The sequence below is a fragment of the Gallibacter intestinalis genome (genome assembly GCF_014982745.1).
Taxonomy (GTDB): domain Bacteria; phylum Bacillota; class Clostridia; order Peptostreptococcales; family Anaerovoracaceae; genus Gallibacter; species Gallibacter intestinalis.
Window position 1 is genome coordinate 1 of sequence record NZ_JADCKA010000016.1, and the last position, 22,490, is coordinate 22,490.

At 42.1% G+C, this 22,490-nt stretch carries 23 protein-coding genes and 1 tRNA gene; 18 read left to right on the forward strand and 6 right to left on the reverse strand.

The window, feature by feature from the left end:
• Positions 1-784 precede the first annotated feature (784 nt).
• From INF20_RS07545 to trxA, 3 genes are all read right to left on the reverse strand, one after another.
• The gene (locus tag INF20_RS07545) at positions 785-1,771 is read right to left on the reverse strand and encodes an alpha/beta hydrolase (protein ID WP_404812938.1); all 987 of its coding nucleotides are present in this window, start codon (positions 1,769-1,771) and stop codon (positions 785-787) included.
• Positions 1,772-1,957: 186 nt separating this feature from the next.
• Positions 1,958-2,212, reverse strand: a complete 255-nt coding sequence (locus INF20_RS07550; RefSeq protein WP_226385767.1) for a hypothetical protein — start codon at positions 2,210-2,212, stop codon at positions 1,958-1,960.
• Between the two features lie 32 nt (positions 2,213-2,244).
• Positions 2,245-2,547 carry a thioredoxin gene (trxA, locus tag INF20_RS07555; protein WP_226385768.1) on the reverse strand — a complete coding sequence of 101 codons (303 nt, stop codon included), beginning with the start codon at positions 2,545-2,547 and terminating at the stop codon, positions 2,245-2,247.
• 139 nt (positions 2,548-2,686) lie between these two features.
• On the opposite strand from trxA, the gene INF20_RS07560 reads away from it, so the two are divergent.
• A tRNA-Arg gene (locus tag INF20_RS07560) sits at positions 2,687-2,762 on the forward strand.
• Positions 2,763-2,809: 47 nt separating this feature from the next.
• On the opposite strand, the gene INF20_RS07565 is transcribed toward INF20_RS07560, so the two are convergent.
• Positions 2,810-3,229: an acyl-CoA thioesterase gene (locus INF20_RS07565; protein ID WP_226385769.1), complete on the reverse strand. Its 420-nt coding sequence runs from the start codon at positions 3,227-3,229 to the stop codon at positions 2,810-2,812.
• 268 nt (positions 3,230-3,497) lie between these two features.
• Here INF20_RS07565 and INF20_RS07570 point away from each other — a divergent pair, with 268 nt between their 5' ends.
• From INF20_RS07570 to phoU, 5 genes are all read left to right on the forward strand, one after another.
• Positions 3,498-4,370: a substrate-binding domain-containing protein gene (locus INF20_RS07570; RefSeq protein WP_318959516.1), complete on the forward strand. Its 873-nt coding sequence runs from the start codon at positions 3,498-3,500 to the stop codon at positions 4,368-4,370.
• An 89-nt stretch (positions 4,371-4,459) separates the two neighbouring features.
• Positions 4,460-5,284 carry a phosphate ABC transporter permease subunit PstC gene (pstC, locus tag INF20_RS07575; RefSeq protein WP_226385770.1) on the forward strand — a complete coding sequence of 275 codons (825 nt, stop codon included), beginning with the start codon at positions 4,460-4,462 and terminating at the stop codon, positions 5,282-5,284.
• Positions 5,284-6,114: a phosphate ABC transporter permease PstA gene (gene pstA, locus INF20_RS07580; RefSeq protein ID WP_404812937.1), complete on the forward strand. Its 831-nt coding sequence runs from the start codon at positions 5,284-5,286 to the stop codon at positions 6,112-6,114. Before pstC ends, pstA begins: the two co-directional genes overlap by 1 nt.
• A 27-nt stretch (positions 6,115-6,141) precedes the next feature.
• On the forward strand, positions 6,142-6,891 hold the full coding sequence (pstB, locus tag INF20_RS07585) for a phosphate ABC transporter ATP-binding protein PstB (protein WP_226385771.1): 750 nt from the start codon (positions 6,142-6,144) through the stop codon (positions 6,889-6,891).
• A 1-nt stretch (position 6,892) separates the two neighbouring features.
• A complete protein-coding gene (gene phoU / locus INF20_RS07590; protein ID WP_226385772.1) occupies positions 6,893-7,531 on the forward strand; it encodes a phosphate signaling complex protein PhoU in 639 nt (212 codons plus the stop codon).
• Positions 7,532-7,613: 82 nt separating this feature from the next.
• On the opposite strand, the gene pyk is transcribed toward phoU, so the two are convergent.
• Positions 7,614-9,047 carry a pyruvate kinase gene (gene pyk, locus INF20_RS07595; protein ID WP_226385773.1) on the reverse strand — a complete coding sequence of 478 codons (1,434 nt, stop codon included), beginning with the start codon at positions 9,045-9,047 and terminating at the stop codon, positions 7,614-7,616.
• Between the two features lie 174 nt (positions 9,048-9,221).
• Here pyk and INF20_RS07600 point away from each other — a divergent pair, with 174 nt between their 5' ends.
• From INF20_RS07600 to INF20_RS07625, 6 genes are all read left to right on the forward strand, one after another.
• Positions 9,222-9,797, forward strand: a complete 576-nt coding sequence (locus tag INF20_RS07600) for a CvpA family protein (RefSeq protein WP_226385774.1) — start codon at positions 9,222-9,224, stop codon at positions 9,795-9,797.
• 30 nt (positions 9,798-9,827) lie between these two features.
• Positions 9,828-10,538 carry a B3/B4 domain-containing protein gene (locus tag INF20_RS07605; RefSeq protein WP_226385775.1) on the forward strand — a complete coding sequence of 237 codons (711 nt, stop codon included), beginning with the start codon at positions 9,828-9,830 and terminating at the stop codon, positions 10,536-10,538.
• Positions 10,539-10,783: 245 nt separating this feature from the next.
• Positions 10,784-11,239, forward strand: a complete 456-nt coding sequence (gene tadA, locus INF20_RS07610; RefSeq protein ID WP_226385776.1) for a tRNA adenosine(34) deaminase TadA — start codon at positions 10,784-10,786, stop codon at positions 11,237-11,239.
• A complete protein-coding gene (locus INF20_RS07615; RefSeq protein WP_226385777.1) occupies positions 11,239-12,156 on the forward strand; it encodes an Ig-like domain-containing protein in 918 nt (305 codons plus the stop codon). Before tadA ends, INF20_RS07615 begins: the two co-directional genes overlap by 1 nt.
• 122 nt (positions 12,157-12,278) lie before the next feature.
• Complete coding sequence (gene ispE / locus INF20_RS07620; RefSeq protein WP_226385778.1) at positions 12,279-13,214, forward strand: 4-(cytidine 5'-diphospho)-2-C-methyl-D-erythritol kinase; 936 nt, start codon at positions 12,279-12,281, stop codon at positions 13,212-13,214.
• The gene (locus tag INF20_RS07625; protein ID WP_226385779.1) at positions 13,211-13,873 is read left to right on the forward strand and encodes a GntR family transcriptional regulator; all 663 of its coding nucleotides are present in this window, start codon (positions 13,211-13,213) and stop codon (positions 13,871-13,873) included. Before ispE ends, INF20_RS07625 begins: the two co-directional genes overlap by 4 nt.
• 139 nt (positions 13,874-14,012) lie before the next feature.
• Here INF20_RS07625 and INF20_RS07630 read toward each other — a convergent pair whose 3' ends face one another.
• Positions 14,013-15,287, reverse strand: coding sequence for a S1C family serine protease (locus tag INF20_RS07630; protein ID WP_226385780.1), 1,275 nt, complete (start codon positions 15,285-15,287; stop codon positions 14,013-14,015).
• Positions 15,288-15,431: 144 nt separating this feature from the next.
• Here INF20_RS07630 and INF20_RS07635 point away from each other — a divergent pair, with 144 nt between their 5' ends.
• From INF20_RS07635 to INF20_RS07660, 6 genes are all read left to right on the forward strand, one after another.
• Entirely contained in the window at positions 15,432-17,138 is a 1,707-nt protein-coding gene (locus tag INF20_RS07635) for a phospho-sugar mutase (protein WP_226385781.1), read from the forward strand.
• Complete coding sequence (hslO, locus tag INF20_RS07640; protein ID WP_226385782.1) at positions 17,135-18,055, forward strand: Hsp33 family molecular chaperone HslO; 921 nt, start codon at positions 17,135-17,137, stop codon at positions 18,053-18,055. Before INF20_RS07635 ends, hslO begins: the two co-directional genes overlap by 4 nt.
• Entirely contained in the window at positions 18,056-18,490 is a 435-nt protein-coding gene (locus tag INF20_RS07645; protein WP_226385783.1) for a DUF1934 domain-containing protein, read from the forward strand.
• Between the two features lie 123 nt (positions 18,491-18,613).
• Positions 18,614-20,128, forward strand: a complete 1,515-nt coding sequence (locus tag INF20_RS07650; protein ID WP_226385784.1) for a DUF1846 domain-containing protein — start codon at positions 18,614-18,616, stop codon at positions 20,126-20,128.
• A gap of 37 nt (positions 20,129-20,165) precedes the next feature.
• Entirely contained in the window at positions 20,166-21,110 is a 945-nt protein-coding gene (locus INF20_RS07655; RefSeq protein WP_226385785.1) for an AEC family transporter, read from the forward strand.
• Between the two features lie 22 nt (positions 21,111-21,132).
• Positions 21,133-22,359 carry a glucose-6-phosphate isomerase gene (locus INF20_RS07660; RefSeq protein ID WP_226385786.1) on the forward strand — a complete coding sequence of 409 codons (1,227 nt, stop codon included), beginning with the start codon at positions 21,133-21,135 and terminating at the stop codon, positions 22,357-22,359.
• The last annotated feature ends 131 nt before the right edge of the window (positions 22,360-22,490 follow it).

A 22,490-nucleotide genomic window follows, 5' to 3' on the forward strand; every position in this document is an offset into this window, starting at 1 on the left:
CAAACGATTATTGCAGTATTTAAGAAATATTGTAACTAAACCGATACCAATTATGAACTAAAGCCACCTCTAAAGTTTTATGTGGGAAAAAGAAAAAGCCCAATCTCGAAATTGAGACTGGGTCTTTTCTTGGTATTACGGGCATGCAGTCAGTCTGTGGTGAAAGTCAACAAAGGGCATAGTTGCCGACGAACATGATATCGACTCCCAAGGTTTGTATCGCGAGGTACAGGCGAGAAGAAGGGATAGCGAAATCGTAGCCTGACGGACAGGAACCTAATACTAAGGCTTGTATGAGGGATAAGTGGACATGGGCCATGAAGTCCAAAAGGTAACCGTAATTCATACAGGTAGATTAGGTAGGTAGACGAGGAAAGGCTGGCGACTTATACTCTAAAGAGCACAGGCCCCGTGAGGTCTTGAGAGTGGGTAATCATAGAAACAGAATCGTTCATAAGAAAATATCTTAATGTGAGAGTAATGATAAATGGAAGATATGAGGAGACAACAATGAGTCCCACAAGGTGGACCCCTTTCACCACTGTTAAGTAATATCATGCTCAATGAACTTGGAACTTGATAAGGAACTAGAGAAAAGAGGATTGCACCTCATCAGTAAAAAAATCCTCGCAAGACGAGGATTTCTAAGTTGTTTGGATTATTATTTGAATTGAATCGCCGTATGCCGAGCGGCACGTACGGTGGTGTGAGAGGGGCTACAAGTTAGCCCCCTACTTGATTTCCTAAACAAAACTGTAGATTAGCATCTTGTTTGGATGAAAAGCTATTTTAGATATGTCTTAAAAAAGTTTTCTATTTTATCGAAAGGGATAACATCGAGGTTATCATACAAATCACAGTGCACTGCATCCGGGATAATATAAAGCTTCTTATTATCGTTATATTTACCGTTTTCAGTCATTTTTTTATAAGCGTCTTTGCTAAAGTAGCAGGAATGAGCCTTTTCTCCGTGAATCATAAGTACGGCGCTTCTAATTTCCTGGCTATACGTAAGCATATGAGTGTTCATAAGGGAGCTTGAGGAAGATGCACTAAAACCGCCGTTGGAGCCAAGAGATCTTTTGTGATATCCACGTTTTTTATAGAAATTGATGTAATCAATCAGAAATTGCGGTGCACCTTCAGGAGCTTCTTCTGGATTGCCGCCGAGAAGGGTATAACTACCATTTTTGTAGTCTGAAGTTCTCTGATTGCTATAGGCAATGCGAGCTTCATATCTGGCATCTTCATCGTTGACATCGTTATATCCGTAGGAAGTAACTCTGCTCATATCATACATTGTCGATGTTAGAGTTGCCTTTATCCTTGTATCCAGAGAAGCGGTTTGTAATGCAAAGCCGCCCCAACCGCAAATTCCTATAACGCCAATTTTATCAGGATCTACATTATCAAGGGTTGAAAGATAATCAACAGCTGCCTGAAAGTCCTCGACTGACTGATCTATGGAGTTCATGTAACGGGGAAGTCCGCCGGATTCTCCGTAATAGGAAGGGTCAAAGGCTATAGTAAGAAAACCTCGTGCAGCCATCTCCTGGGCATATCTACCGGAAACCTGTTCCTTTACTGCGCTGTATGGGCCGCATACGGCTATTGCAGCAAGTCTGCCTTCATGTTTTTTAGGCTCATACTGATCAGCCGCCAGTGTAATGCCAAAGTGGTTTACAAAGCTGACCTTTTTATGATTTACATTTTCATTTTTAGGAAAGACTTTATCCCATCCCTCAGAGAGGACGATGTCTTCTTTCTTTATTTCTGTACTATTTATTTCTCCGTAATTTATTTTTGTCATTTATATATCCTCCTTTGTGACTATTATGCAAGTTAAAGTTAACTTTAAGTCAAGAGGAATTTTAAATTTAGCAAAAGAAAAAGGAATATCTTGCGATTGATATTCCTTTAGGAGTGTAATTTGTTGTAACTATGCGCAGTAAAATTGTCAGTCTATAAATATGCTGATTTTACCGAGAAGCTCGGTGTTTTTTAGCCTGTTTGCGAATAGCTGTTTATATGTTGCGGTATCTGATTTGCCTTCGGCTTTGAGAGCTTCCATTTTTGAGACTATGGTGTGCTGCTCCTGCATAAGAGCATCGTACATATCTTCGAATTTGCCTAATCTCTGAATGGCGTCTCCTTGATTAACCCCGGCATTTAAAGTATATTCGTTTCCGCTTTTATTTGTATATCTGTCCATTTAAATCACACTTTCCAGTTGTTTATTAAATTTTACAGCATTGACAGTATTGCGTCCTTAGGCTGAACTCCGATGGCTTTGTTTGCGATTTCACCGTTTTTAAAAACAATCAGAGTAGGGATGCTCATTACAGCAAACTGTGAAGCCAGCTCTGGCTGCTCGTCTACATTGATTTTGCCTACTTTTATATCGCTTCTTTCCTCTGCAATTTCGTCGATTACAGGTGAAAGCATTTTACAAGGTCCGCACCATGCTGCCCAAAAGTCCACTAAAACAGGCTTATCTGACTTTAATACTTCGCTTTCAAAATTTTCTTTTGTTATTACCAATGACATATTGCCACCTCCGTATTCTGCATTATTATTCCTAAATTTTTAATCTGATGTTATGATTATACCCGTTGAAGGGGAATTAAAACCCTATTATCATCATTGATTATTTCAGGTGCATATGATAAAATATTTTGCGAAATGTGCCCCCGTAGCTCAGGGGATAGAGCGTCGGTTTCCTAAACCGTGCGTCGGATGTTCGAATCATCTCGGGGGTGCCATCTACATAACCGCTAAATTTGTTGGTTTCAACAGGTTTGGCGGTTTTTTATTCCAGCGCATCCATTATCTTTGCATATAAATCTGGATATTCCTTTTTCATGCGCACCGGCCTACCTGTATCGCTGTGGACAAATCCGTGGCGTGAGAGACCTGTGGTGGTAAGCTCGCCGGTAGCCATGCTGTAAACCTTGTATTCGATTTCCATCTTTACCCCTGTAAAGGACAGAAATCTGACTTCTATTTTTACATTTTCGTTGAAATGCACCGAATGGATGTATTTGCATTCTACTCCAAGCACTGGAGACATTATACCCATTTCTTCCATCTTATCGTATGGAATACCGGCCTGCTCCATTGCATCCACACGGGCTTCTTCAAACCAGCGAATGTAGTTGCTGTGATGGATTATGCCCATCTGATCTGTTTCGTAATATTTTGCATTTCGTTCGTAGGGCTTTATTTTCATTTTCACATTTCCTTTCCATTAGTCTCTATTTGCAGGTTTTCATTTAGAACTTTTTTCTACATATATATACATAATATCACAGAGATTTATACCGTGGAAATGTTAAGTGGATATTAAGAAATTAATTTTTATTTAACATCATTTTTTATTTTTCCTTAACAAAAGGACGGTAAACTGGGGATGTAAAAACGAAGACCAACAAAAGTAATGTGTAGTATGTGTAGTGAGAAAAAGAGCTGCATGAATCAGAAAAGGAGAGGAAACAGTTATGAAAATGAAAAAATTTCTTGCGCTGGGTCTTTGCGCAATGATGGCAGTTACAACATTTGTAAGTTGCGGAAGCAGCGACAGCGGCAGCGGTGAAGGCCCTACAGGCGACATCACTGTAGTATCAAGAGAAGAAGGTTCCGGAACAAGAGGAGCATTCGTTGAGCTGATGGGTGTTATGGATGAAGAAGAAAACGACATAACAACTCAGAATGCAGAAGTAACAAACAGCACATCTGTAATGATGCAGACAGTTGCAGGTAACGATGCAGCAATCGGATATGTATCTTTGGGATCTCTTTCAGATGATGTAAAGGCTCTCAAGGTTGACGGAGTTGAAGCTACTGTTGATAACGTAAAGAGCGGAGACTACAAAGTAGCTAGACCTTTCAACATCGTTAAGGGCAAAAACGTAAGCGAACTGGCTCAGGACTTCGAAAAGTACATCATGAGTGAAGAAGGTCAGGCAACAGTTGCTGAAGAAGGTTACATCAGAGAAGACAATACTGAAGAATATACAGCTTCCGGTCTTTCCGGCAAAATCACACTGGCAGGATCCACTTCCGTAGCACCTGTAATGGAAGTACTTGCTGAAGGATACAAAGCCCTCAACCCAGATGTTGAAATCGAAATCCAGCAGACAGGTTCCGGAGCAGGTATCGAATCTGCAATAGCAGGAACATGCGACCTGGGTATGTCCTCAAGAGCTCTTACAGAAGATGAGCTGGCACAGGGACTTACAGTAACTGAAATAGCTACAGACGGTATTGCGGTAATCGTAAACAACAACAATACTATCGAAGATCTGACTACAGACATCATAGGCCAGATATTCAAAGGCGAAATCACAACTTGGGATGAAGTTACAAAATAAGATACTTCACATATCTGAAAGCTAAATCAGTATAAGAGAAAAGGTCGACAATTATGGAAATTAGCAGGAATCAATTTAAAGAAAAAATTATGAAATTAGTTTTCCTGGTAACGGCAATGGCTTCCATAATAGCGGTAATAGTAATATGCGGGTTCCTCTTTGTAAATGGGGTGCCCGCTATTAAAGAGATAGGAGTTAAAGAATTCCTCTTAGGCATGGAATGGTTGCCGATGCAAGAGATATTCGGCATCCTGCCTATGATCGTTGGAAGTATATATGTTACAGCAGGAGCTATCATAATAGGAGTACCTATCGGTATATTCAGCGCAGTATATCTGGTAAGGTTTTGCAATGAAAAGGTATATAAAATAGTTAAACCGGCAGTTGAGCTGATGGCCGGAATCCCTTCCATAGTTTACGGTTTCTTCGGTCTGGTGGTAATAGTACCGGCTTTCCAGACGATTTTCGGAGGAAGCGGTAAAGGGCTTCTGACAGCTTCTCTGCTTTTGGGAATAATGATTCTTCCGACAATTATAAGCGTTGTTGAATCGTCTTTAAGGGCGGTTCCGGAGCATTACTACGAAGGTGCCCTTGCTTTGGGAGCGACAAGAGAAAGAAGCATGTTCTTTGTAACTCTTCCGGCAGCTAAATCCGGGGTGTTAGCGGGAGTTGCCCTGGGAATAGGAAGAGCCATAGGTGAAACCATGGCCGTAGTAATGGTTGCGGGAAACCAGCCGATTATACCGGATTCAATCCTTTCCGGTGTACGAACAATGACTTCCAATGTTGTACTGGAAATGGGATATGCGTCAGGTCTTCACAGGGAAGCTCTGATAGCTACGGCGGTTGTACTCTTTGTGTTTATCCTTCTGATAAACCTGAGCTTCTCCGCACTGAAAAGGAGGGCTGACTGATGATTAAGACAAAAGATAGACATCCAATGTCGATGTTTTTAAACATCTGCATGAAGATAGCCATAATCTTTACCGTTGGTATTCTTGCCTTCCTTATAGGATATATTCTCATAATGGGTATTCCTAATATCAGTCCTGAACTGTTTGCATGGGAGTTTACCACAGATAACCAGTCAATGATGCCAGCGATAATAAATACGCTGATAATGACATTGCTGACTTTGGTAATAGCGTTGCCATTTGGTATAGGTGCTGCAATCTACCTTGTGGAATATGCAAGACAGTCTAGCCCAATAGTAAAGATTGTAAGAATAACAGCAGAAACTCTTTCCGGCGTTCCTTCCATCGTATTTGGTCTCTTCGGATTCCTGATGTTTGGTATAGCCTTTGGATGGAACTACAGCCTTATGTCCGGTGCCATGACTTTGGCAATAATGGTATTGCCGGTAATAATGAGAACTACGGAAGAAGCCCTTTTAGGTGTGCCTGATTCCTACAGAGAAGCCAGCTTCGGTCTTGGAGCAGGTAAGCTTAGAACCATATTCAGGATAACCCTTCCGTCGGCGATGCCGGGAATAATTGCAGGAGTAATCCTCAGTATAGGAAGAATTGTCGGTGAAACAGCCGCATTGCTCTTTACTGCAGGAACGGTTGCAAGCATTCCGTCAAGCGTATTTGACTCCACAAGAACTTTGGCAGTACACCTTTATGCGCTGCTCAACGAAGGACTTTACATGGAACAGGCATACGCTACAGCGGTTGTGCTCATGGTAGTGGTTATACTTATAAACTGGCTGAGCAATAGAATAGCTAAGAAACTTGCAAAATAACGGGAATAAAGATTAAAGAGGAAAAAAATGAGTAAGATATCGATACAGGATATGGAATTGTATTACGGAGATTTTCAGGCGATAAAGGGGATCTCCATGGAAATTCCGGAAAATAAAATTACTGCTTTTATCGGGCCTTCCGGTTGCGGTAAATCAACGGTTATAAAGAGCCTCAACAGGATGAATGACCTGGTGGAAGGATGTAGAATTACAGGAAACATACTTCTTGATGGTGTTGACATATATAAAGAAATGGACCCTATCGTTCTGAGAAAGAGAGTGGGCATGGTATTTCAGAAGCCTAATCCTTTCCCTATGAGCGTATATGACAATATCGCCTTTGGTCCTCGTACCCATGGTGTAAAAAATAAGGCACAGCTGGATGAGATAGTTGAAAGATCCTTAAGACAGGCGGCCATCTGGGATGAGGTAAAGGACAGACTTAAAAAATCAGCATTAGGACTTTCCGGAGGTCAGCAGCAGAGACTTTGTATCGCAAGAGCCATGGCTGTTGAACCTGAGGTGCTTTTGATGGATGAACCTACCTCAGCCCTCGACCCTATCTCCACAAACAAGATAGAGGAACTGGCCAGTGACCTTAAAAAGGATTTTACCATTGTAATGGTTACGCATAACATGCAGCAGGCAGCCCGTATATCCGACAAGACAGCATTCTTTTTGCTGGGAGATGTGATTGAGTATAACGACACTGATGAATTGTTTTCAAATCCGCAGGATAAGAGAACGGAAGATTACATAACAGGGAGGTTTGGCTGATATGATGCGTAAGGTTTTTGATAAGGAACTGGCGATGTTAAATACACGCCTTATTGAAATGGGGGACCTTTGTGTAGAAGGCATAGATATGGCCATAGAAGTGCTTTTTAATAGAGAAAACATCGAATCTAAGGTTCAGCTCATTCATACGGTGGAAAGGGATACCGACAGAAAAGAAAGAGATATTGAGGATCTGTGCGTAAACATGATTTTAAGGCAGCAACCAGTAGCAAAGGACCTCAGAATAATCTCGGCAGCTCTTAGGATGATTGCGGATATGGAAAGAATCGGCGACCAGGTGGCAGATATTGCAGATATCGCTCAAAAGCTTGAAAGCGGCGAAATTTTCAATCTTGATACTCATATCAAGGATATGGCCAATGAAGTTAAGGGAATGGTTACAAACAGCATAGAAGCCTTTGTAAACAAGGATGTTAAGATGGCAACCGATGTCGTTGCCAATGACGAAAGGGTTGACCAGTTGTTTGTTCAGATTAAAAGTGAACTTTTAAGAGTGCTGTATCAGGATATTTCAAAGGGACAGATTGTACTGGATATCCTCATGGTTGCAAAGTATTTCGAAAGAATCGGTGATCATGCTACAAATGTTGCTCAGTGGGTGGAATACACTTACGAATAAACATATATACACATATAGATAAAAAAGAAATCCAACTATTCCGATTTGAAATAATTGGATTTCTTTTGGTTTATGCTGCAATCTAATATATTCGCACCAGTTCAAGATAGCTTGTATCTCCTTTAACTCCCGGAGCACCACCGGTTACAAGGATGAGATCTCCTTCCTTTGCACCGTTTTCCTTTGCTATAATTCGCGCGTATTCTATCATATCGCCCCTAGATGTAAGGGTCTTGCACAATACAGGTTTAACACCCCAGCTTAAGGCGAGGGACCTGATGGTTTCCGTTTCTGGAGTAGCGGCAACAATTTGAGCTTCCGGACGGTATCTGGACATTTTTCTTGCTGTAAATCCCGTCTGTGTGAAAGCAATTATTGTGGAAACGCCAAACTTTGTGGCAATTTCTGCAACAGACATACAGATTGCTTCGGAAGTATCATCGGTTGCAGTGCGTACGGCCTGTCTGTGAAGGGACGGATAGTTGAGGGCTGTCTCTGTTTTTTCGGCTATTTTACTCATAGTTTTTACCGCCTCTTCAGGGTATAGACCAGCGGCTGATTCCCCTGACAGCATGATAGCATCGGTTCCATCGTATATGGCATTGGCAACATCGCTGACCTCTGCCCTTGTAGGTCGAGGGTTTTGCTGCATGCTTTCCAGCATCTGAGTAGCAGTAATTACAATCTTGCCTCTGTCCTTACATTTCATGATAGTTTCTTTCTGGATAAGAGGAACTTCCTCAGCAGGGACTTCCACTCCAAGGTCGCCTCTGGCAATCATTATGCCGTCGGCTATATCCAGAATTTCATCGATATTTTCAACGCCTTCACGGTTTTCTATTTTAGCTATAATCTGAATGTCGCTTCTGCCGTTTTCTATAAGAAGTTTTTTGATATCGATTACATCTTGAGCTCTGCGCACAAATGAAGCGGCTATAAAGCTGAAAGGCTGACTGCAACCGAAGGTTATATCATCGATATCCTTTGGTGACAGGTAATCAAATCCGAGTTTTATGCCAGGAACATTGATTCCTCGTTTGTTTTTAACCTCGCCGTCATTTTCGCAGCGGCAAATAATATCTGTGCCTTGCACTTTTTCGACAACAAGCTCTACCTGTCCATCGTTTACAAGAATTATACTTCCTGGGCTTACATCGTCATAAAGCTTTTCATAGGACACGGAAAATTTGTCAGATGTTCCTATAAATTTCGGGTCGGCACATATTATGCACTGCTGGCCCTTGGTAAATCGGGTGACTCCTCCTTCGAAGTCGCCGGTGCGGATTTCCGGTCCCTTTGTATCTAGCAGTAAAGCTACATTTGTTTTAAGTTCTCGGTTTATATCTTCAAGAAGTTCGATTTTTTTAAGATGTTCTTCGTGAGTGCCGTGAGAAAAATTCAGACGCATCACATTCATTCCAGCCCTTACAAGGCGAGAGAGCATTTCCCTGCTGTCGGAGGCAGGGCCTATGGTACAAATTATCTTTGTTTTTCTTGCGATGTTACTTGTTTTCATGATGGATTTCTCCTTTCTTCTCATCATTAAAAGTATATCATAAAAACATGCAATATGCTTGATATTTCAACGGATTGAGTAAAAAAGTATTTTTTGTGAAAAGGTGTCAATTCGTTGTAAAAAAACAGGTGAAATGGTATAATTTTCCGGAATACTGTATAAAAAGGAGAAAAGATGATATTAGATATTGCTTTAATTGCGATAGTCGTACTTTGTGCCGTCAGTGGATTTAGGCGTGGCTTTGGATACACCTTTATTCATACTGCCGGATGGATAATTGCGGTGGTGGTGGCATTTATGGCTACATCGCCGGTTAAAGATTATTTAACAGAAAATACTAGCCTTCTTGAAGAGTTTATCCCGGTGATACCGGCAGCTTCTGACACTCCTACGATATTAGGAGAAGGGGTAGTTGCCATTACTTCCAACATGATATTTACAATAGTGGTATTTTTGGGAATTTTTATTGCAGTCAAATTAGTGCTTTGGATAATTCTTGCGCTTATAACTAGATCCGACAGAGGCGGCTTTGTCGGTGCAATTGACGGGATTTTCGGCGGAGTATTTGGCATAGTAAAGGGCTGTGTGTTGGTTTTGGTAATTGTGTTAGTGATGATTCCGTTGGCGGATATTTTCCTGCCGGACTTTGCACCTAAGCTGGAAAGCGCCGTGGACGGTTCATATATTACCGATGCTGTTTATAACAGCAATCCTCTGCTGCTCCTGCTGCAGGGCTTATTAGTGGAATAATGACTTAAGGGCAGAAAGGAGTGTGATTTTATGAAATTTATCGTAGCAGATGAGGTTTTTGAAAAGATACCGGATGCTATCTTCGGTACGATTGTTGCAAAGGGAATTGATAACAGCGTTATACCTAAAGGAGTTGATGCACTTCTTAAAGAAAACATCGCAGCCTGTGAGGCCTTTTACGAAGGTAAAAAGGTAAAGGAAAGCGATGAGGTAGTGTGTTATAGAGAAGCAATGAGGACACTGGGGTTTAATCCTAATAAGTATATGTGTTCCATTGAGGCACTCTTAACTCGTATCGCAAAGAAAAAGGGATTTCCTTCGATTAACGGGGCTGTTGACTTGGGAAACGCTGTGTCCTTGAAGTATAAGGTGCCTTTGGGAGCTCACGATATAGATTCTTTTGAAGGGGATCTTGAAGTAAGGGCTGCGACGGCAGAAGACAAGTTCAGACCCTTTGGGGCTGCAGAAGATGAGTTTGATAATCCCGACGAAGGAGAAATAATATATGTTTCCGGAAATTCCGTCAGAACGAGAAGATGGACATGGAGGCAGTCCGAAGCGGGAAAGATTACAGAAAATGTTAAAAATATTTTCTTCCCTATAGACGGCTTCGGACAGATAAACAAAGAAGCTGTTATAGCTGCACGGGATGAACTGGCAGCAAAAATAGAAGAGCTTTTCGGAGTTAAGACGATTACAGGATTTGTAGATAGTGAAAACAGGTCCTTCGATATTGACTAACAAGTAAAAACGACAAAATAGGAGCCAAGCACCTGCTGACACGGGATTTTAGCTGCGTTTTCAGGTGTAAGGGCTTCTTTTTTATATTCCATTGATTGAGTTTCGTAAAATGCCGGAATTGATTTGTCTATTGTAATTATTTTAACATGTATTGGAGAAGTTGGCGAAACAAGCCTTTCCCTGTGTGTTTTTTGTTGAAAAAACAAATGAAATGTGATAACATCATAAGGTATATGAGAAACTTTATGCAGGAAGCAATACTTGAGGCCCAAAAGGCTGCAGATATAGGGGAAGTTCCTGTGGGAGCGGTAATCGTAAAAGACGATAAAATTATAGGCCGCGGTCACAATATGACGGAAACAGGAAAGGATCCAACAAGACATGCAGAGATGGAGGCCATTAGACAAGCGACATTGGCTATAGGCTACAGCAGACTTTATGGCTGTGAAATGTATGTAACATGTGAGCCTTGTAGTATGTGTGCCGGAGCCATGATATTGGCAAGGATTAAAAAGGTGATTATAGGCACCGATGATCCGAAAACAGGTGCATGTGGTTCGGTATTAAACCTGCTTCAGGAAAACGGACTCAATCATCAGGTTGAGATTGAAAGAGGCATAATGGCAGAAGAATGCGGCGAGATGATGACCGCTTTTTTCAGGAGATTGAGAAAATCAAAATCGGAGGAAGATATCAGATAATGGTTCAGGCAAAAAGAATTGGCGCTATTTTATGCGCGTTGATGATAGCATTTACGGTAGCGGCACCAAGCGCGTTGGCAGCAAAAGAAGATAATGCTGCAGGGGATGCTCTTAAGATTGTAAAGACATCGCCAAATGACGGTGAAAAAAATGTTCCGCTGGAAAACATGGGTGTAAAAGTCCAGTTTAACAAGGAAGTATATAATACGGATAACGAAAAAACCAATGTGGCTGCATGTAAGCTGGTTGACAGCAAGGGCAAGGAAGTTGAGTCCATGGTGCTGTTTAACCCTAAAGACAAGACAGAACTGCTTGTTCTTGCTGACACTGTAGGTGAAGATGGCAGCACAGTAACCGTAGAAGCTAAAACAGAATATAAGCTCGTCATAGATGAATCCTTTGTGGGAGCGGATGGAGAGAGCTTGGGAAGCACACAGGAAATAACCTTCACAACTTTGGACCCTTCCAGCAGTATGAAGATTTCCATGATAATGATGCTGGTAATGGTAGTTGCTATGGTATTTGCTTCTTCCAGGGCCGTTAAAAAGCAGAAGGAAAAGGAAGAACCTTACAGACCAAAGAAAGAAGAAAAATTCAATCCTTATAAGATTGCCAAGGAAACAGGCAGACCTGTTGAGGAAATCATAGCAGAAGAAAACAGACGCAGAGAAAAGGAAGCGGCAAGAGCTGCAAGAAAGGCAAAGCGTCAGCACGAAAATGAGGAAGAAGAAATCATAGAAGAATACATGGAGCCAGGTCATTATAAGGTTAAAACCGTAAGAACCGTGGCCCAGGGAGGATCTTCATACATAACAGGACGAAAGGCCGAAGCTGAAAAGAAAGCAGCCATTGAAGCTAAGATAAAAGCTTCCAAGGCGAAAGGCTCAAAGGGCAAAGGCAAAAAGAAAAAGAAATAACAGATTGATTATTTCGCAAAAATAAGGAGCGGTAAAACGCTCCTTTTATGATACAATAATACAGGTTAATATATTACGAAACAGATAGATGATTAGAGATTAGCAAACGGGAGATGTAGGATATGAAAAGTATAAGATTAAAAGCCTACGCCAAGGTAAATCTGTCTCTGGATGTTTTGGGGAAGCTGGATAACGGGTATCATCAGGTGGAAATGATTATGCAGCAGATAAAGCTCAGCGATGATGTTTTTATACGGTGGTTTCCCGACGAGGACGCAGACGGCATAAGTATAACTCTTAAGACAAACAGATATTACTTGCCGGTGGACAGCAGGAATCTGGCATATAAGGCGGCGCAGATTATGAGTGAACGTGTTGGACACGGACTTAAAGGAACTGTGCGAATAGACATAAAAAAGAATATTCCTGTGGCAGCAGGTCTTGCAGGCGGCAGCGGTAATGGGGCTGCAGTGCTGCACGGACTAAATGTTTTATGGGAAGCAGGTCTAAATCTTAAAAAACTGTGCAGTCTCGGTGCTGAGCTTGGCTCGGACGTTCCCTTTACAATTATGGGACAGGCTAGAGGAAACAGAGATCTTATAAAGGTATTCGGAAAAGATCCAATGGCAACAACCTGCGCCCTTGCCTACGGCACCGGCACGGAGCTTAAGCCGATAAAGCCTCTTGAGAGTCCTATATTATTGAGCAAGCCACCTCTCAGTGTTTCCACGGCTGAGGTTTATCAAGGCTTGGATAAGGAAGCAATAGAAAAAAGGCCTGATAACAAAGCTATGGAAGAGGGGCTTTTGGCTGGGAATATCGATATAGTGAAGAAGAACATGGTAAATGTTTTAGAGGGCTATACGTTAAGCCATTATAAGCAGGTAAAAGAGACTAAGGAAAAGATGATTGAAGTATGCCCAGGAGCTTCGGTGCTTATGAGTGGCAGTGGACCGTCGGTGTTTGCTGTTTCACAAGACAGAGAAGAACTGGAGAGGGGATACAAGGAACTTAAGGAAATTAACGAAGAAACATATCTGACGAGGACAATAGTATGAGAGAACAGGAAGCATACAGCCGCAAAACGCTGAGAGAGATAGTGTATGAGGAGTTAAAAAGTCAAATCTTAAAGGGAAAGCTTATTCCAGGAACAAGATTGATGGAGGTAGAGCTTTCAAAGAAGATGGGAGCCAGCAGAACTCCTGTAAGGGAAGCAATTAAAATGCTGGCAGAGGACAATCTGGTAGCCATTGAACCTAATAAAGGGGCATATGTCTCAAAGATTGCCATAAGAGATCTTCTTGAAATCCTTGAAATCAGAGAGGCCATTGACAGCAGCACATCATATCATGCGGCAGAGAGAATAAACGATAAGCTTAAAAAAGAGCTTAAGGCTGCCATGGAAAATTACAATAAGGCAGCGGAAAGACGAGATCAGAAAAACATGATAAAGTGGGATACTGAATTTCACAGGATAATCGTTGAGGCTACAGGTAATAAGGTTATGGTACATATAGCCGAAGAAATACGGGAGCTGGTGCTTAGATTTCGATATCTTTATTACGGTGGATTTAAAAGATGTGTTCATGTGGGAATAGAGCATAAGGCTATATATGAAGCCATTGAACAGGGTGACGCCAGAAAAGCAAAGATTGTGGCAAGAGAGCACATACGCACCATAAGGGATGATATTTTAAGAGAATATGAGAACTTTTAAATTTGATAGGCTTTAGCCTCAAATCGTGCTATAATGTTCGTGAGTTAATAGTATCTCAATGTATGTGCTTTCACCTGTAAACCATACAGGATGAACAAAAAATACCGGGGCGAAATCCCGGTATTTTTTGTTTTTGTAGTTATCTTGATTGTAATGTTAAATCAATATCCATCTGTTTTCCGTCTCTGGCAACGGTGTATGTAACTTTATCGCCTTTCTTGTGTTTCTTTATTATAGTGGAAACTTCATTGAGACTGCTTACGGTCTGTCCGTCTATGGAAATCACCTGGTCGCCTGGCTTAAAGCCTGCTTCCTGGGCAAAGGATTCGTTGACCTGCTGAATAAATATATCGCCGTTCTGACTCTGAGCATAGGTCATTCCCGAATATCCTGTGGTGGATTCGACTTTACCGTTTTTCATAAGCTGAGAAGCCACTTCTGCGGCTGTGTTAATAGGAATTGCAAATCCAAGACCTTCAACATCCGAACCGCTGGACTTAGCAACCACTATACCTATAAGGTGTCCGTACTGGTCAAACATACCACCGCCGGAGTTGCCAGGGTTTACCGAGGCGTCTGTCTGCAACAGAGTCATAGGCTGGCCGTCTATGGTTATTTCACGGTCCAGAGCGCTTACGATACCCGCTGTTACGGTGCCGCCCAATTCTCCTAAAGGATTACCGATTATAACGGACATATCGCCAACTTCAAGCTCATCGCTGTTACCGTAAGTTGCCGGAACAAGACCGCTTGCTTTGATTTTTATTACCGCAATATCCGTCTCAGGGTCAGTGCCTACAAGAGTTGCCTCATACTGCTTGCTGTTGTGAAGGGTAACATAGATTTTAGAGGCGCCTTCGACCACATGATTGTTTGTAATAATGTAGCCATCTTCTTTAATGATTACACCTGAGCCTGCACCTTCGCTTACATACTGCCCCAGCCATGCATCTGCGGAAGTGACGCTTTCTGTTGTAATTTCAACTACGGAATCGATATTTTCACTGCTTATTTCATCAACGGTTTTTGCGCTTCCTGTGGCACTTGCCAAAGTATATCCGTCACCGTTGATGCTTCCTTCTTTTTTTACAGTATTTCCGTTGAAATTATTGTATGCCCACATACCTCCGAAGGCTCCGCCAAAGGACAGAGCTATAACCAGTACAAATATCAAGAATAATTTTCCCTTTGTAAGGAATATAGGGTTTGCAGGTGTGCTATTCTTCTTTTTCTTTCTTTTTTTCTTGCCATTTTCAGGTTCCGGCTCTGTTGAGGCGTTATCTGTGCTGTTAAAATCATTGTTATAGTTAAAGCCGCTGCCGCCTGTAAATCCGTCGCCGGAAAAGCCTGTGCTGCTAAATCCGCTATTATATTCCCTTTCGTTGTCATCCCGTGACAGTTTGAAATCATCCATTTTAGTTCCTCCTTGACTTTCTTTCTTATTTCTTTATATCCTCATCCATAGGCAATAGATGCTATGTATATTGTATCTGCTTTACTGTTCATTATACCACTTTTATGATAAAATAATCTGTATATGTGCAGGAGATAAAATACTATGAATAAACACACAGACAGTATTAAAATTCAATATGAGCGTTGGTTGGCAAATGAAAGTATGCCCCGTGATCTTATGGAAGGTCTTTTGACAATGAGAGGCGACCACGACAAAATTGAGGAAGCCTTTTATAAGGATCTTGAGTTCGGGACCTCCGGATTGAGGGGAATAATGGGCCCCGGATCCAATAGGATGAATTCATTTGTCGTGGCCAGAGTATCTCAAGGTCTATCTGATTATATAAACAGAACCTTAAAAAATTCTGAACAGGGTAAAAATCCTTCCGTTGTAATCAGTTATGACAGCCGCAACAATTCTAAAAAATTTGCGGAAATCACAGCCGGCGTGCTTTCAGCAAACGGAATAAAAGCGTATATCTTTGAAAAGCTGACACCGGTTTCAGTGCTTTCCTATGCCATAAGACATATGAGTTGTGATTACGGTGTGATGATAACAGCAAGTCATAATTCCAGAGAATACAACGGATATAAGGTGTATAACAGCCGCGGGGGACAGATTTTAGAAGATGAAGCGGCGGGAATACTTGCGGAAATTGAAAAGCTCGATATATTCGATGATGTTAAAAAGGCTACTGATGAAAACGTATCGCATATAGGCGATGAGCTTATAAATGATTATGTGAAAGAGACTTTGGGTAAATCCTTAAAGGGCGGAGAAGATTATATTAAAAATCTTAAAGTTATTTACAGTCCCCTCAACGGTACAGGCAGAGTTCCTGTCACTGCCCTTCTTAAAGGTATAGGGGTTGAGCAGCTGACAATAGTACCGGAGCAGGAGATGCCTGACGGCGATTTTACCACATGCCCGAAGCCAAACCCGGAAAGACCGGAAGTGTATGAGCTTGGTCTTGAGCTTCTTAAAAGAGAAAAGGCGGATCTTCTAATTTTGACAGATCCGGACTGCGACAGAATAGGAGTAGCGGATAAAGAGGGAGTATTTACGGGAAATCAACTGGGAATGCTGCTGTTTGACTATATTTGCAGACACAGCAAACTTCCTTTAGGTGCCACGGCGGTAAGAAGCATCGTAAGCTCTCCTATGCTTGATGCTATAGCTGCAGAATACGGAGTAAGAGTGGAAAATACTCTGATTGGGTTTAAATACATCGGAGAAAAAATGGATCTGCTGAAGGATCGTTATGTCTTTGGGTTTGAAGAGGGAAACGGATATCTTGCCTTTGACCATATGAGGGATAAGGACGGAGCATCAACGGCGATGCTTGTCTGCGAAATGGCTGCAGAATATAAGGCGGCGGGAAGCGACCTTAGAGGAGGTCTTAAAAAGCTTTATAAAAAGTACGGCATTTATGGCGAGAAGGTTATAAACTTTGTATTTGAAGGAAGAGAAGGCTTAAGGCGTCGAAGCAACGTAATGGCATACCTTAGAGGCGATGTGGAAAACTGTCTGCAGGGACATGAGATTAAATCTGTTATAGATTACAAAACTCAGCAGAAGCACTTTGTGGATATGGGCATAGGCTCATATGATAAGCTCCCTGTGGCAGATATTCTCGAATACGACGTGGATAAAGGTCAGAAATTTATCATAAGACCTTCCGGAACGGAGCCTAATCTTAAGGTGTATCTGTTTGCTAGAAGCAAGACTTCCGGCGGAGTTGCTAAAAGAATAGAAAAGATGGAAAAGGAAATCACAAGAATAGTGAATGAGGAGCAGAATGAAATATGAGTAAAAGCAAAATACTTATGGCAGTAGATAAAAGCGGTTCATACAGAGTGCATCTTTGTATAACTACTGATATTGTAGAAGAATCAAGAAAGATGCATGGGTTAAGTCCCCTGGCAACGGCGGCTTTGGGCAGAGTCCTGACTGCAACAGGTATGATGAGCATCCAGCTTAAGGGTAAAAGGGATAAGGTGTCTCTGATTTTTCAAGGAGACGGCCCGGCAAAGCAGATTCTTTCCACAGGCTATGCCAACGGTCAGATAAAGGGATATATCTCAAATCCAGATGTGGAGCTTCCTCTTAAAGATAACGGCAAGCTTGATGTGGGAGGAGCCTTGGGAACAGGCGAGCTGACTGTGGTAAAGGACTTGGGACTTAAGGACCCGTACATCGGAACTATCGCCCTTGTAAGCGGTGAAATTGCTGAAGATTTGACTGCATATTATTATATAAGTGAACAGCAAAACACTTCCTTTGCTCTGGGAGTTAAAGTGGGCAGAGATTGTCATGTGCTCAGCGCCGGAGGAATGTTTATTCAGGTACTGCCGGGGGCTTCAGAAGAGGCGATTACGGCCCTTGAAAATATGCTTAAGGCAGTAAAGCCTATGACGACAAATATTGAGGAAACGGTTTTGGCCGGTGGTGGCAAATCCGAAGAAGGGCTTCTGACAGACCTTATGAACAGAATCTTTGCGGATATGCCGGAGGAATTTACTCCGGAAATTGCAGAGTTTAAGGAAATGGAATTAAAATGTGATTGTAGCAGAGAAAGAATAGAACAGGCTCTTATGACTGTGGGAAAGCAGGAACTTCAGGATATGTTGGAGGAAGACGGACAGGCGGAGCTAGTATGTCACTTCTGTGGTACCAAGTATTTGTTTGATGCAAACGACCTTAAGAGTCTGATAGAAAGGTTGTAAATGAAAGACGTTACCATAAAAATAGTTGGAAAGCACGTTCACGACAATGTGGATGAAGAGCAGATGGAGCTTATAACAGAGGCGCAGCTTTATGAGCGCAACGGGGTGCTCTATCTCATATATGAAGAAAGCGAATTTACCGGCATGCAAGGAGTAAAAACAAGACTCAGACTTGCTCCGGACAGTCTTAAGCTGTCCAGAAGCAATGATAATGGTGCCGGCAGTGAAATGAGATTTGAAAAGGGAAAAAGATTTGAAAACAGATATCACACGCCTATGGGTCCTGTGGATATAGAAATTCTGACTAACGAATTTGAAAATTCCATGACCGCCGAAGGAACGGGAAAGGTTTATGTGGATTACAGCATAAGCCTTAAGGGCCTTACGGAAGGCAGAAGTAAACTGGATATTGAATTCATGGGGGATAACAGATGAACTTAAAGAGTAAATGGGTGAGAATAGTCGCATGGGTCTTAGTCGGAGCCATGGTGATTACTTCGGCCGGAATTATGATATTTTTTTAGAGGACACATATTAAAAAAGTGAAAGGGAGGAATCATGCAAAAAATAGGTTTTGACGCGCAAAAGTACATTCAGATGCAGTACGAACATATCGTGGAAAGAATTAACGAAGGTCATGGTGAAAGACTATATTTGGAATTTGGCGGAAAATTGGTTCATGACAAGCATGCCATGAGAGTATTGCCGGGATTTGACGAAAACGCCAAAATCAAGCTTCTTCAGAAGCTGAGCGATCAGGCGGAGGTTATAATCTGCGTATTTGCCGGTGATATTGCCACAAACAAGACAAGACAGGACTTTGGCATAACCTACGATTTGGAGGTTATGAGGCTCATCGATACCTTCAGAAAGTATGGACTTTCCATTAACAGCGTTGTGGTAACGAGATATGAGGAAAACCCGGCGGTGGATATGTTCATAAACAAGCTGGAGCGAAGAAATATAAAAACCTATAAGCATAAATACACAAAGGGCTATCCGACAGATGTGGATGTAATTGTAAGCGAGGAAGGGTACGGCGCAAATCCGTATATCGAAACCACAAAGCCTCTGTGCGTGGTAACTGGCCCTGGCGGCGGCAGCGGTAAGCTAGCAACATGCCTTTCACAGCTTTACCATGAAAACAGAAGAGGTTGCAAGGCGAGATATGCCAAGTTTGAAACCTTCCCGGTATGGAACATTCCTCTCAAGCATCCGATAAATGTGGCATATGAAGCGGCCACAGCTGACCTTAAGGATGTAAACATGATAGATTCCTTCCACCTGGAAGCCTACGGCGTGCAGGCGGTAAACTATAACAGAGACCTTGAGGTTTTCCCTGTTGTAAAGAGGATCATCGAAAAAATCGAAGGCGGCGAATGCGAATACAAATCTCCTACGGATATGGGAGTGAACATGGTGGGATACGGCATCTGCGACGATGAAGCCTGCCGTGAAGCGGCAAAACAGGAAATCATAAGAAGAACCCTTATAGCTCTGTGTGATTACAAGAAGGGCAAGGTGGACGAGACCTCCGCAGAAAGGGTAAGACTTCTTATGGAGGAGGTAGGCGCTCACATCGATGACAGAAAAGTAGTGCCTGCTGCAAGGGAATACGCAGAAAAGAAAAGAGAATCCGATGAACAGTTTGAAAATATAGTTGCCGTTTCCATAGAGCTTCCTGACGGCGTCATAGTAACCGGCAGAAACTCAGAGATAATGGCAGCGGCGGCAGCGGCGATTTTAAATGCTGTAAAGCATCTTGCTAAAATGGCCGACGAGGTACATTTGATTGCTCCTCATGTGCTTGAGGGAATTCAGGACCTTAAAAGGGATATTCTCCAGCAGGAAAAGACAAGCCTCAATGTGGAAGAAATATTAAACGCTCTTACAGTATCTGCCAGCACAAACCCAAGTGCCGAGCTGGCAGTGGAAAAGCTTAAGGAACTCAGAGGCTGCAAGGCTCACTGTACAGCCATATTAAATGATAAAGATGAACAACTTTTAGGAGATTTGGGTATCGACATAACCTGCGATCCGGAGTATTCCACAAACAATCTGTATTTTAAGTAGGCGTAAAAATTAGTAACCGAAAGGATAATTTGAAAAGATGTACGGACAGTTTTTTGTAATATTTGCGATGATTTTTACAGGCTTTCTGCTGAGAAAGATTGGTTTCATCAAGGAAGAAATGAATAACAGCCTTAATAAATTCATCGTTTATTGTGCATATCCGTGCCTTTTGGCATACAACATAGGCATTATGGATATGACAGTGGATTTTCTGCTGGATTTCATTCTGATGCTATGTGTATCGGAAGTTATCATACTGGGATTTGCATTGTATGCAAGAATTTATGGTAAGCTGAGGCATTTTCCTGTCAGAGTTTCCAATGTTATCGAGCTTTCTATGACATGTCCGAACAACGGATTTATGGGATTTCCTATGGGCCTTGCGATGCTGGGTTCCACAGGTTTGTTCCTGATGACAGCTCAGAACTCTGCTATGAATATCTTTTTCTTTACTTACGCCCTTTATGCTTTGAGAAGAAATAATACAAACAAGAATAAGCTTACGGTAAAGGCAGCTGCAGCATCTGTCATGAAGGTTATATTAAATCCGAATATTGTGGCGCTGTTTGTGGGACTGGCCTTAAGCTTGCTTCACATTTCTTTAGACAATCCTATAGGAGTATACCTGGATTATATAGGCGGAGCAGCAACCCCGATGGCTATGATATTTATCGGCTCAACTTTGGCCGGAAGTAATTTCCTTGAAATGATAAGAAACAGAATCGTGTGGGAAGCAACAATCGGAAAGCTCATCATACTGCCTGTGCTGACAGCGGTAATAATGCTCTTTGTACCATTAAGCTATGAAATGAAGGTTATCATGGTATTGGGAGTTTGCTTCCCGACGGCAGCTACTGTACCTATGTTGGCAGAACAGGAAAAGCAAAATCATGAGCTTTCCAGCAAGATACTGTTTTTCTCGACGGTATTGTCAATGGCAACAGTTCCTATTACAATAACATTGATAGAAGCGTTATTCTGATAAGACGCAAAAGGAGGCTATCATGAATGTAAAAGTTGATTTGACCGGTTGCGGCGTAAAGCTTGAAGAACTGGAAAAATATAAAGATGCCATCGAAAGGGCAACGGATGATTTGTGGTCCGATGAAGATCCCCGTTACGGTTGGGTAAAGCTGCCTATGAGGATGAATGCCGGAGATTTGGCAAGGATGTTTAATGCCGCCGAAAGAACGGCTGAAAAATGCGGAATGTTTGTTATCGTAGGCAACGGAGGTTCCTATCTGGGCATCAAGGCAGTAATTGAAGCTGTCGGTGACAGACCTGAGGGAGCACCGAAGGTTATGTTTGTGGGCGAAGGTATAAGCAGCCGTGAATTTTCAGATACACTGGACAGAATGGATCATTATGAGGTGTGCGTCTGCGTTATATCAAAGTACGGAGAAACACCGGAAACCATCGCTGCATATCAGATAGTCAAGGACTATATGTTTGATAGATACGGAGATAAGGAAGCCGCTGAAAGAATCAGAATCCTTACAGGTGCGCCTGAAAGCACTCTCGGTCAGATGGCGGCAAAGGACGGATGCCAGTCCTTTGAAATATCAAAGGATTATTCCGGAAACTACGGCATACTCAGCACTGCAAGCCTGTTCCCTATGGCTGTAGCCGGCGTGGAAATAGATAAGCTTCTTTCAGGAGCGGAAGTAATGGCCACAGACGACGAATGGGATACCACAGCTGGGTATTACGCAGCAGCAAGAAAGATATTAAACGACAGCGGTAAAATCGTTGAAGTGTTCCAGTATGGACAGCCTGATTTGGATAGCCTTGCCACATGGGTTTCACACCTGTTCATGGAAAGTGATAGTAAAAAGGGTAAAGGTATTTATACATCTACAATGAATCTGGCAAGGGACTTTAAAGCTAAGGCGCAGTATATGAGCAGTGCGGCGCCGGCGTTCTTTGAGACAGAAATTTTGGCAGCTGAGACAGGAAGTGACCTGGAACTGCCTAAGGATATAAAGGATAGGACAAAGGCGGATACCGTTGATGAGCTGGGACGAATCATCGCAGAGCAGATGAAGGAAACATACAGAAGCGATGATATGGATGCTATAAAAATAGAGATACCAAATACGGACGCATACAATCTGGGACAGATAATTTATTTCTTCCTGATGAGTGCATCTATATCGGCACACCTTTTCGGAGTTGATCCATTTGAAAGATCGATGATTGACAGATTTAAGGAAAGGCTTAAGCTTAAATAAAAGGAGGCTTATAGGACAAAAAGAGTTGGTGAAAACCGCTATAACACTTGAAAATTCAATGTGTATAGCGGTTTTATCTTGTTTAAAACAAGATACACCCTGGACAAAAAGAGTTGGTAAAATCTGTGGCA

Excerpts from the sequence above, each read along its gene's own strand:
- pstC (WP_226385770.1), top strand. The coding sequence starts at position 4,460 with ATGAAATTAGTTTTCCTGGTAACGGCAATGGCTTCCATAATAGCGGTA.
- INF20_RS07645 (WP_226385783.1), top strand. The coding sequence starts at position 18,056 with ATGAAAGACGTTACCATAAAAATAGTTGGAAAGCACGTTCACGACAAT.
- INF20_RS07660 (WP_226385786.1), top strand. The coding sequence starts at position 21,133 with ATGAATGTAAAAGTTGATTTGACCGGTTGCGGCGTAAAGCTTGAAGAA.
- ispE (WP_226385778.1), top strand. The coding sequence starts at position 12,279 with ATGAAAAGTATAAGATTAAAAGCCTACGCCAAGGTAAATCTGTCTCTG.
- phoU (WP_226385772.1), top strand. The coding sequence starts at position 6,893 with ATGATGCGTAAGGTTTTTGATAAGGAACTGGCGATGTTAAATACACGC.
- pstA (WP_404812937.1), top strand. The coding sequence starts at position 5,284 with ATGATTAAGACAAAAGATAGACATCCAATGTCGATGTTTTTAAACATC.
- INF20_RS07625 (WP_226385779.1), top strand. The coding sequence starts at position 13,211 with ATGAGAGAACAGGAAGCATACAGCCGCAAAACGCTGAGAGAGATAGTG.
- trxA (WP_226385768.1), bottom strand. The coding sequence starts at position 2,547 with ATGTCATTGGTAATAACAAAAGAAAATTTTGAAAGCGAAGTATTAAAG.
- INF20_RS07605 (WP_226385775.1), top strand. The coding sequence starts at position 9,828 with ATGAAATTTATCGTAGCAGATGAGGTTTTTGAAAAGATACCGGATGCT.
- INF20_RS07635 (WP_226385781.1), top strand. The coding sequence starts at position 15,432 with ATGAATAAACACACAGACAGTATTAAAATTCAATATGAGCGTTGGTTG.
- hslO (WP_226385782.1), top strand. The coding sequence starts at position 17,135 with ATGAGTAAAAGCAAAATACTTATGGCAGTAGATAAAAGCGGTTCATAC.
- INF20_RS07630 (WP_226385780.1), bottom strand. The coding sequence starts at position 15,287 with ATGGATGATTTCAAACTGTCACGGGATGACAACGAAAGGGAATATAAT.
- pyk (WP_226385773.1), bottom strand. The coding sequence starts at position 9,047 with ATGAAAACAAGTAACATCGCAAGAAAAACAAAGATAATTTGTACCATA.
- INF20_RS07570 (WP_318959516.1), top strand. The coding sequence starts at position 3,498 with ATGAAAATGAAAAAATTTCTTGCGCTGGGTCTTTGCGCAATGATGGCA.
- INF20_RS07615 (WP_226385777.1), top strand. The coding sequence starts at position 11,239 with ATGGTTCAGGCAAAAAGAATTGGCGCTATTTTATGCGCGTTGATGATA.
- pstB (WP_226385771.1), top strand. The coding sequence starts at position 6,142 with ATGAGTAAGATATCGATACAGGATATGGAATTGTATTACGGAGATTTT.
- INF20_RS07650 (WP_226385784.1), top strand. The coding sequence starts at position 18,614 with ATGCAAAAAATAGGTTTTGACGCGCAAAAGTACATTCAGATGCAGTAC.
- INF20_RS07565 (WP_226385769.1), bottom strand. The coding sequence starts at position 3,229 with ATGAAAATAAAGCCCTACGAACGAAATGCAAAATATTACGAAACAGAT.
- tadA (WP_226385776.1), top strand. The coding sequence starts at position 10,784 with ATGCAGGAAGCAATACTTGAGGCCCAAAAGGCTGCAGATATAGGGGAA.
- INF20_RS07655 (WP_226385785.1), top strand. The coding sequence starts at position 20,166 with ATGTACGGACAGTTTTTTGTAATATTTGCGATGATTTTTACAGGCTTT.
- INF20_RS07600 (WP_226385774.1), top strand. The coding sequence starts at position 9,222 with ATGATATTAGATATTGCTTTAATTGCGATAGTCGTACTTTGTGCCGTC.
- INF20_RS07550 (WP_226385767.1), bottom strand. The coding sequence starts at position 2,212 with ATGGACAGATATACAAATAAAAGCGGAAACGAATATACTTTAAATGCC.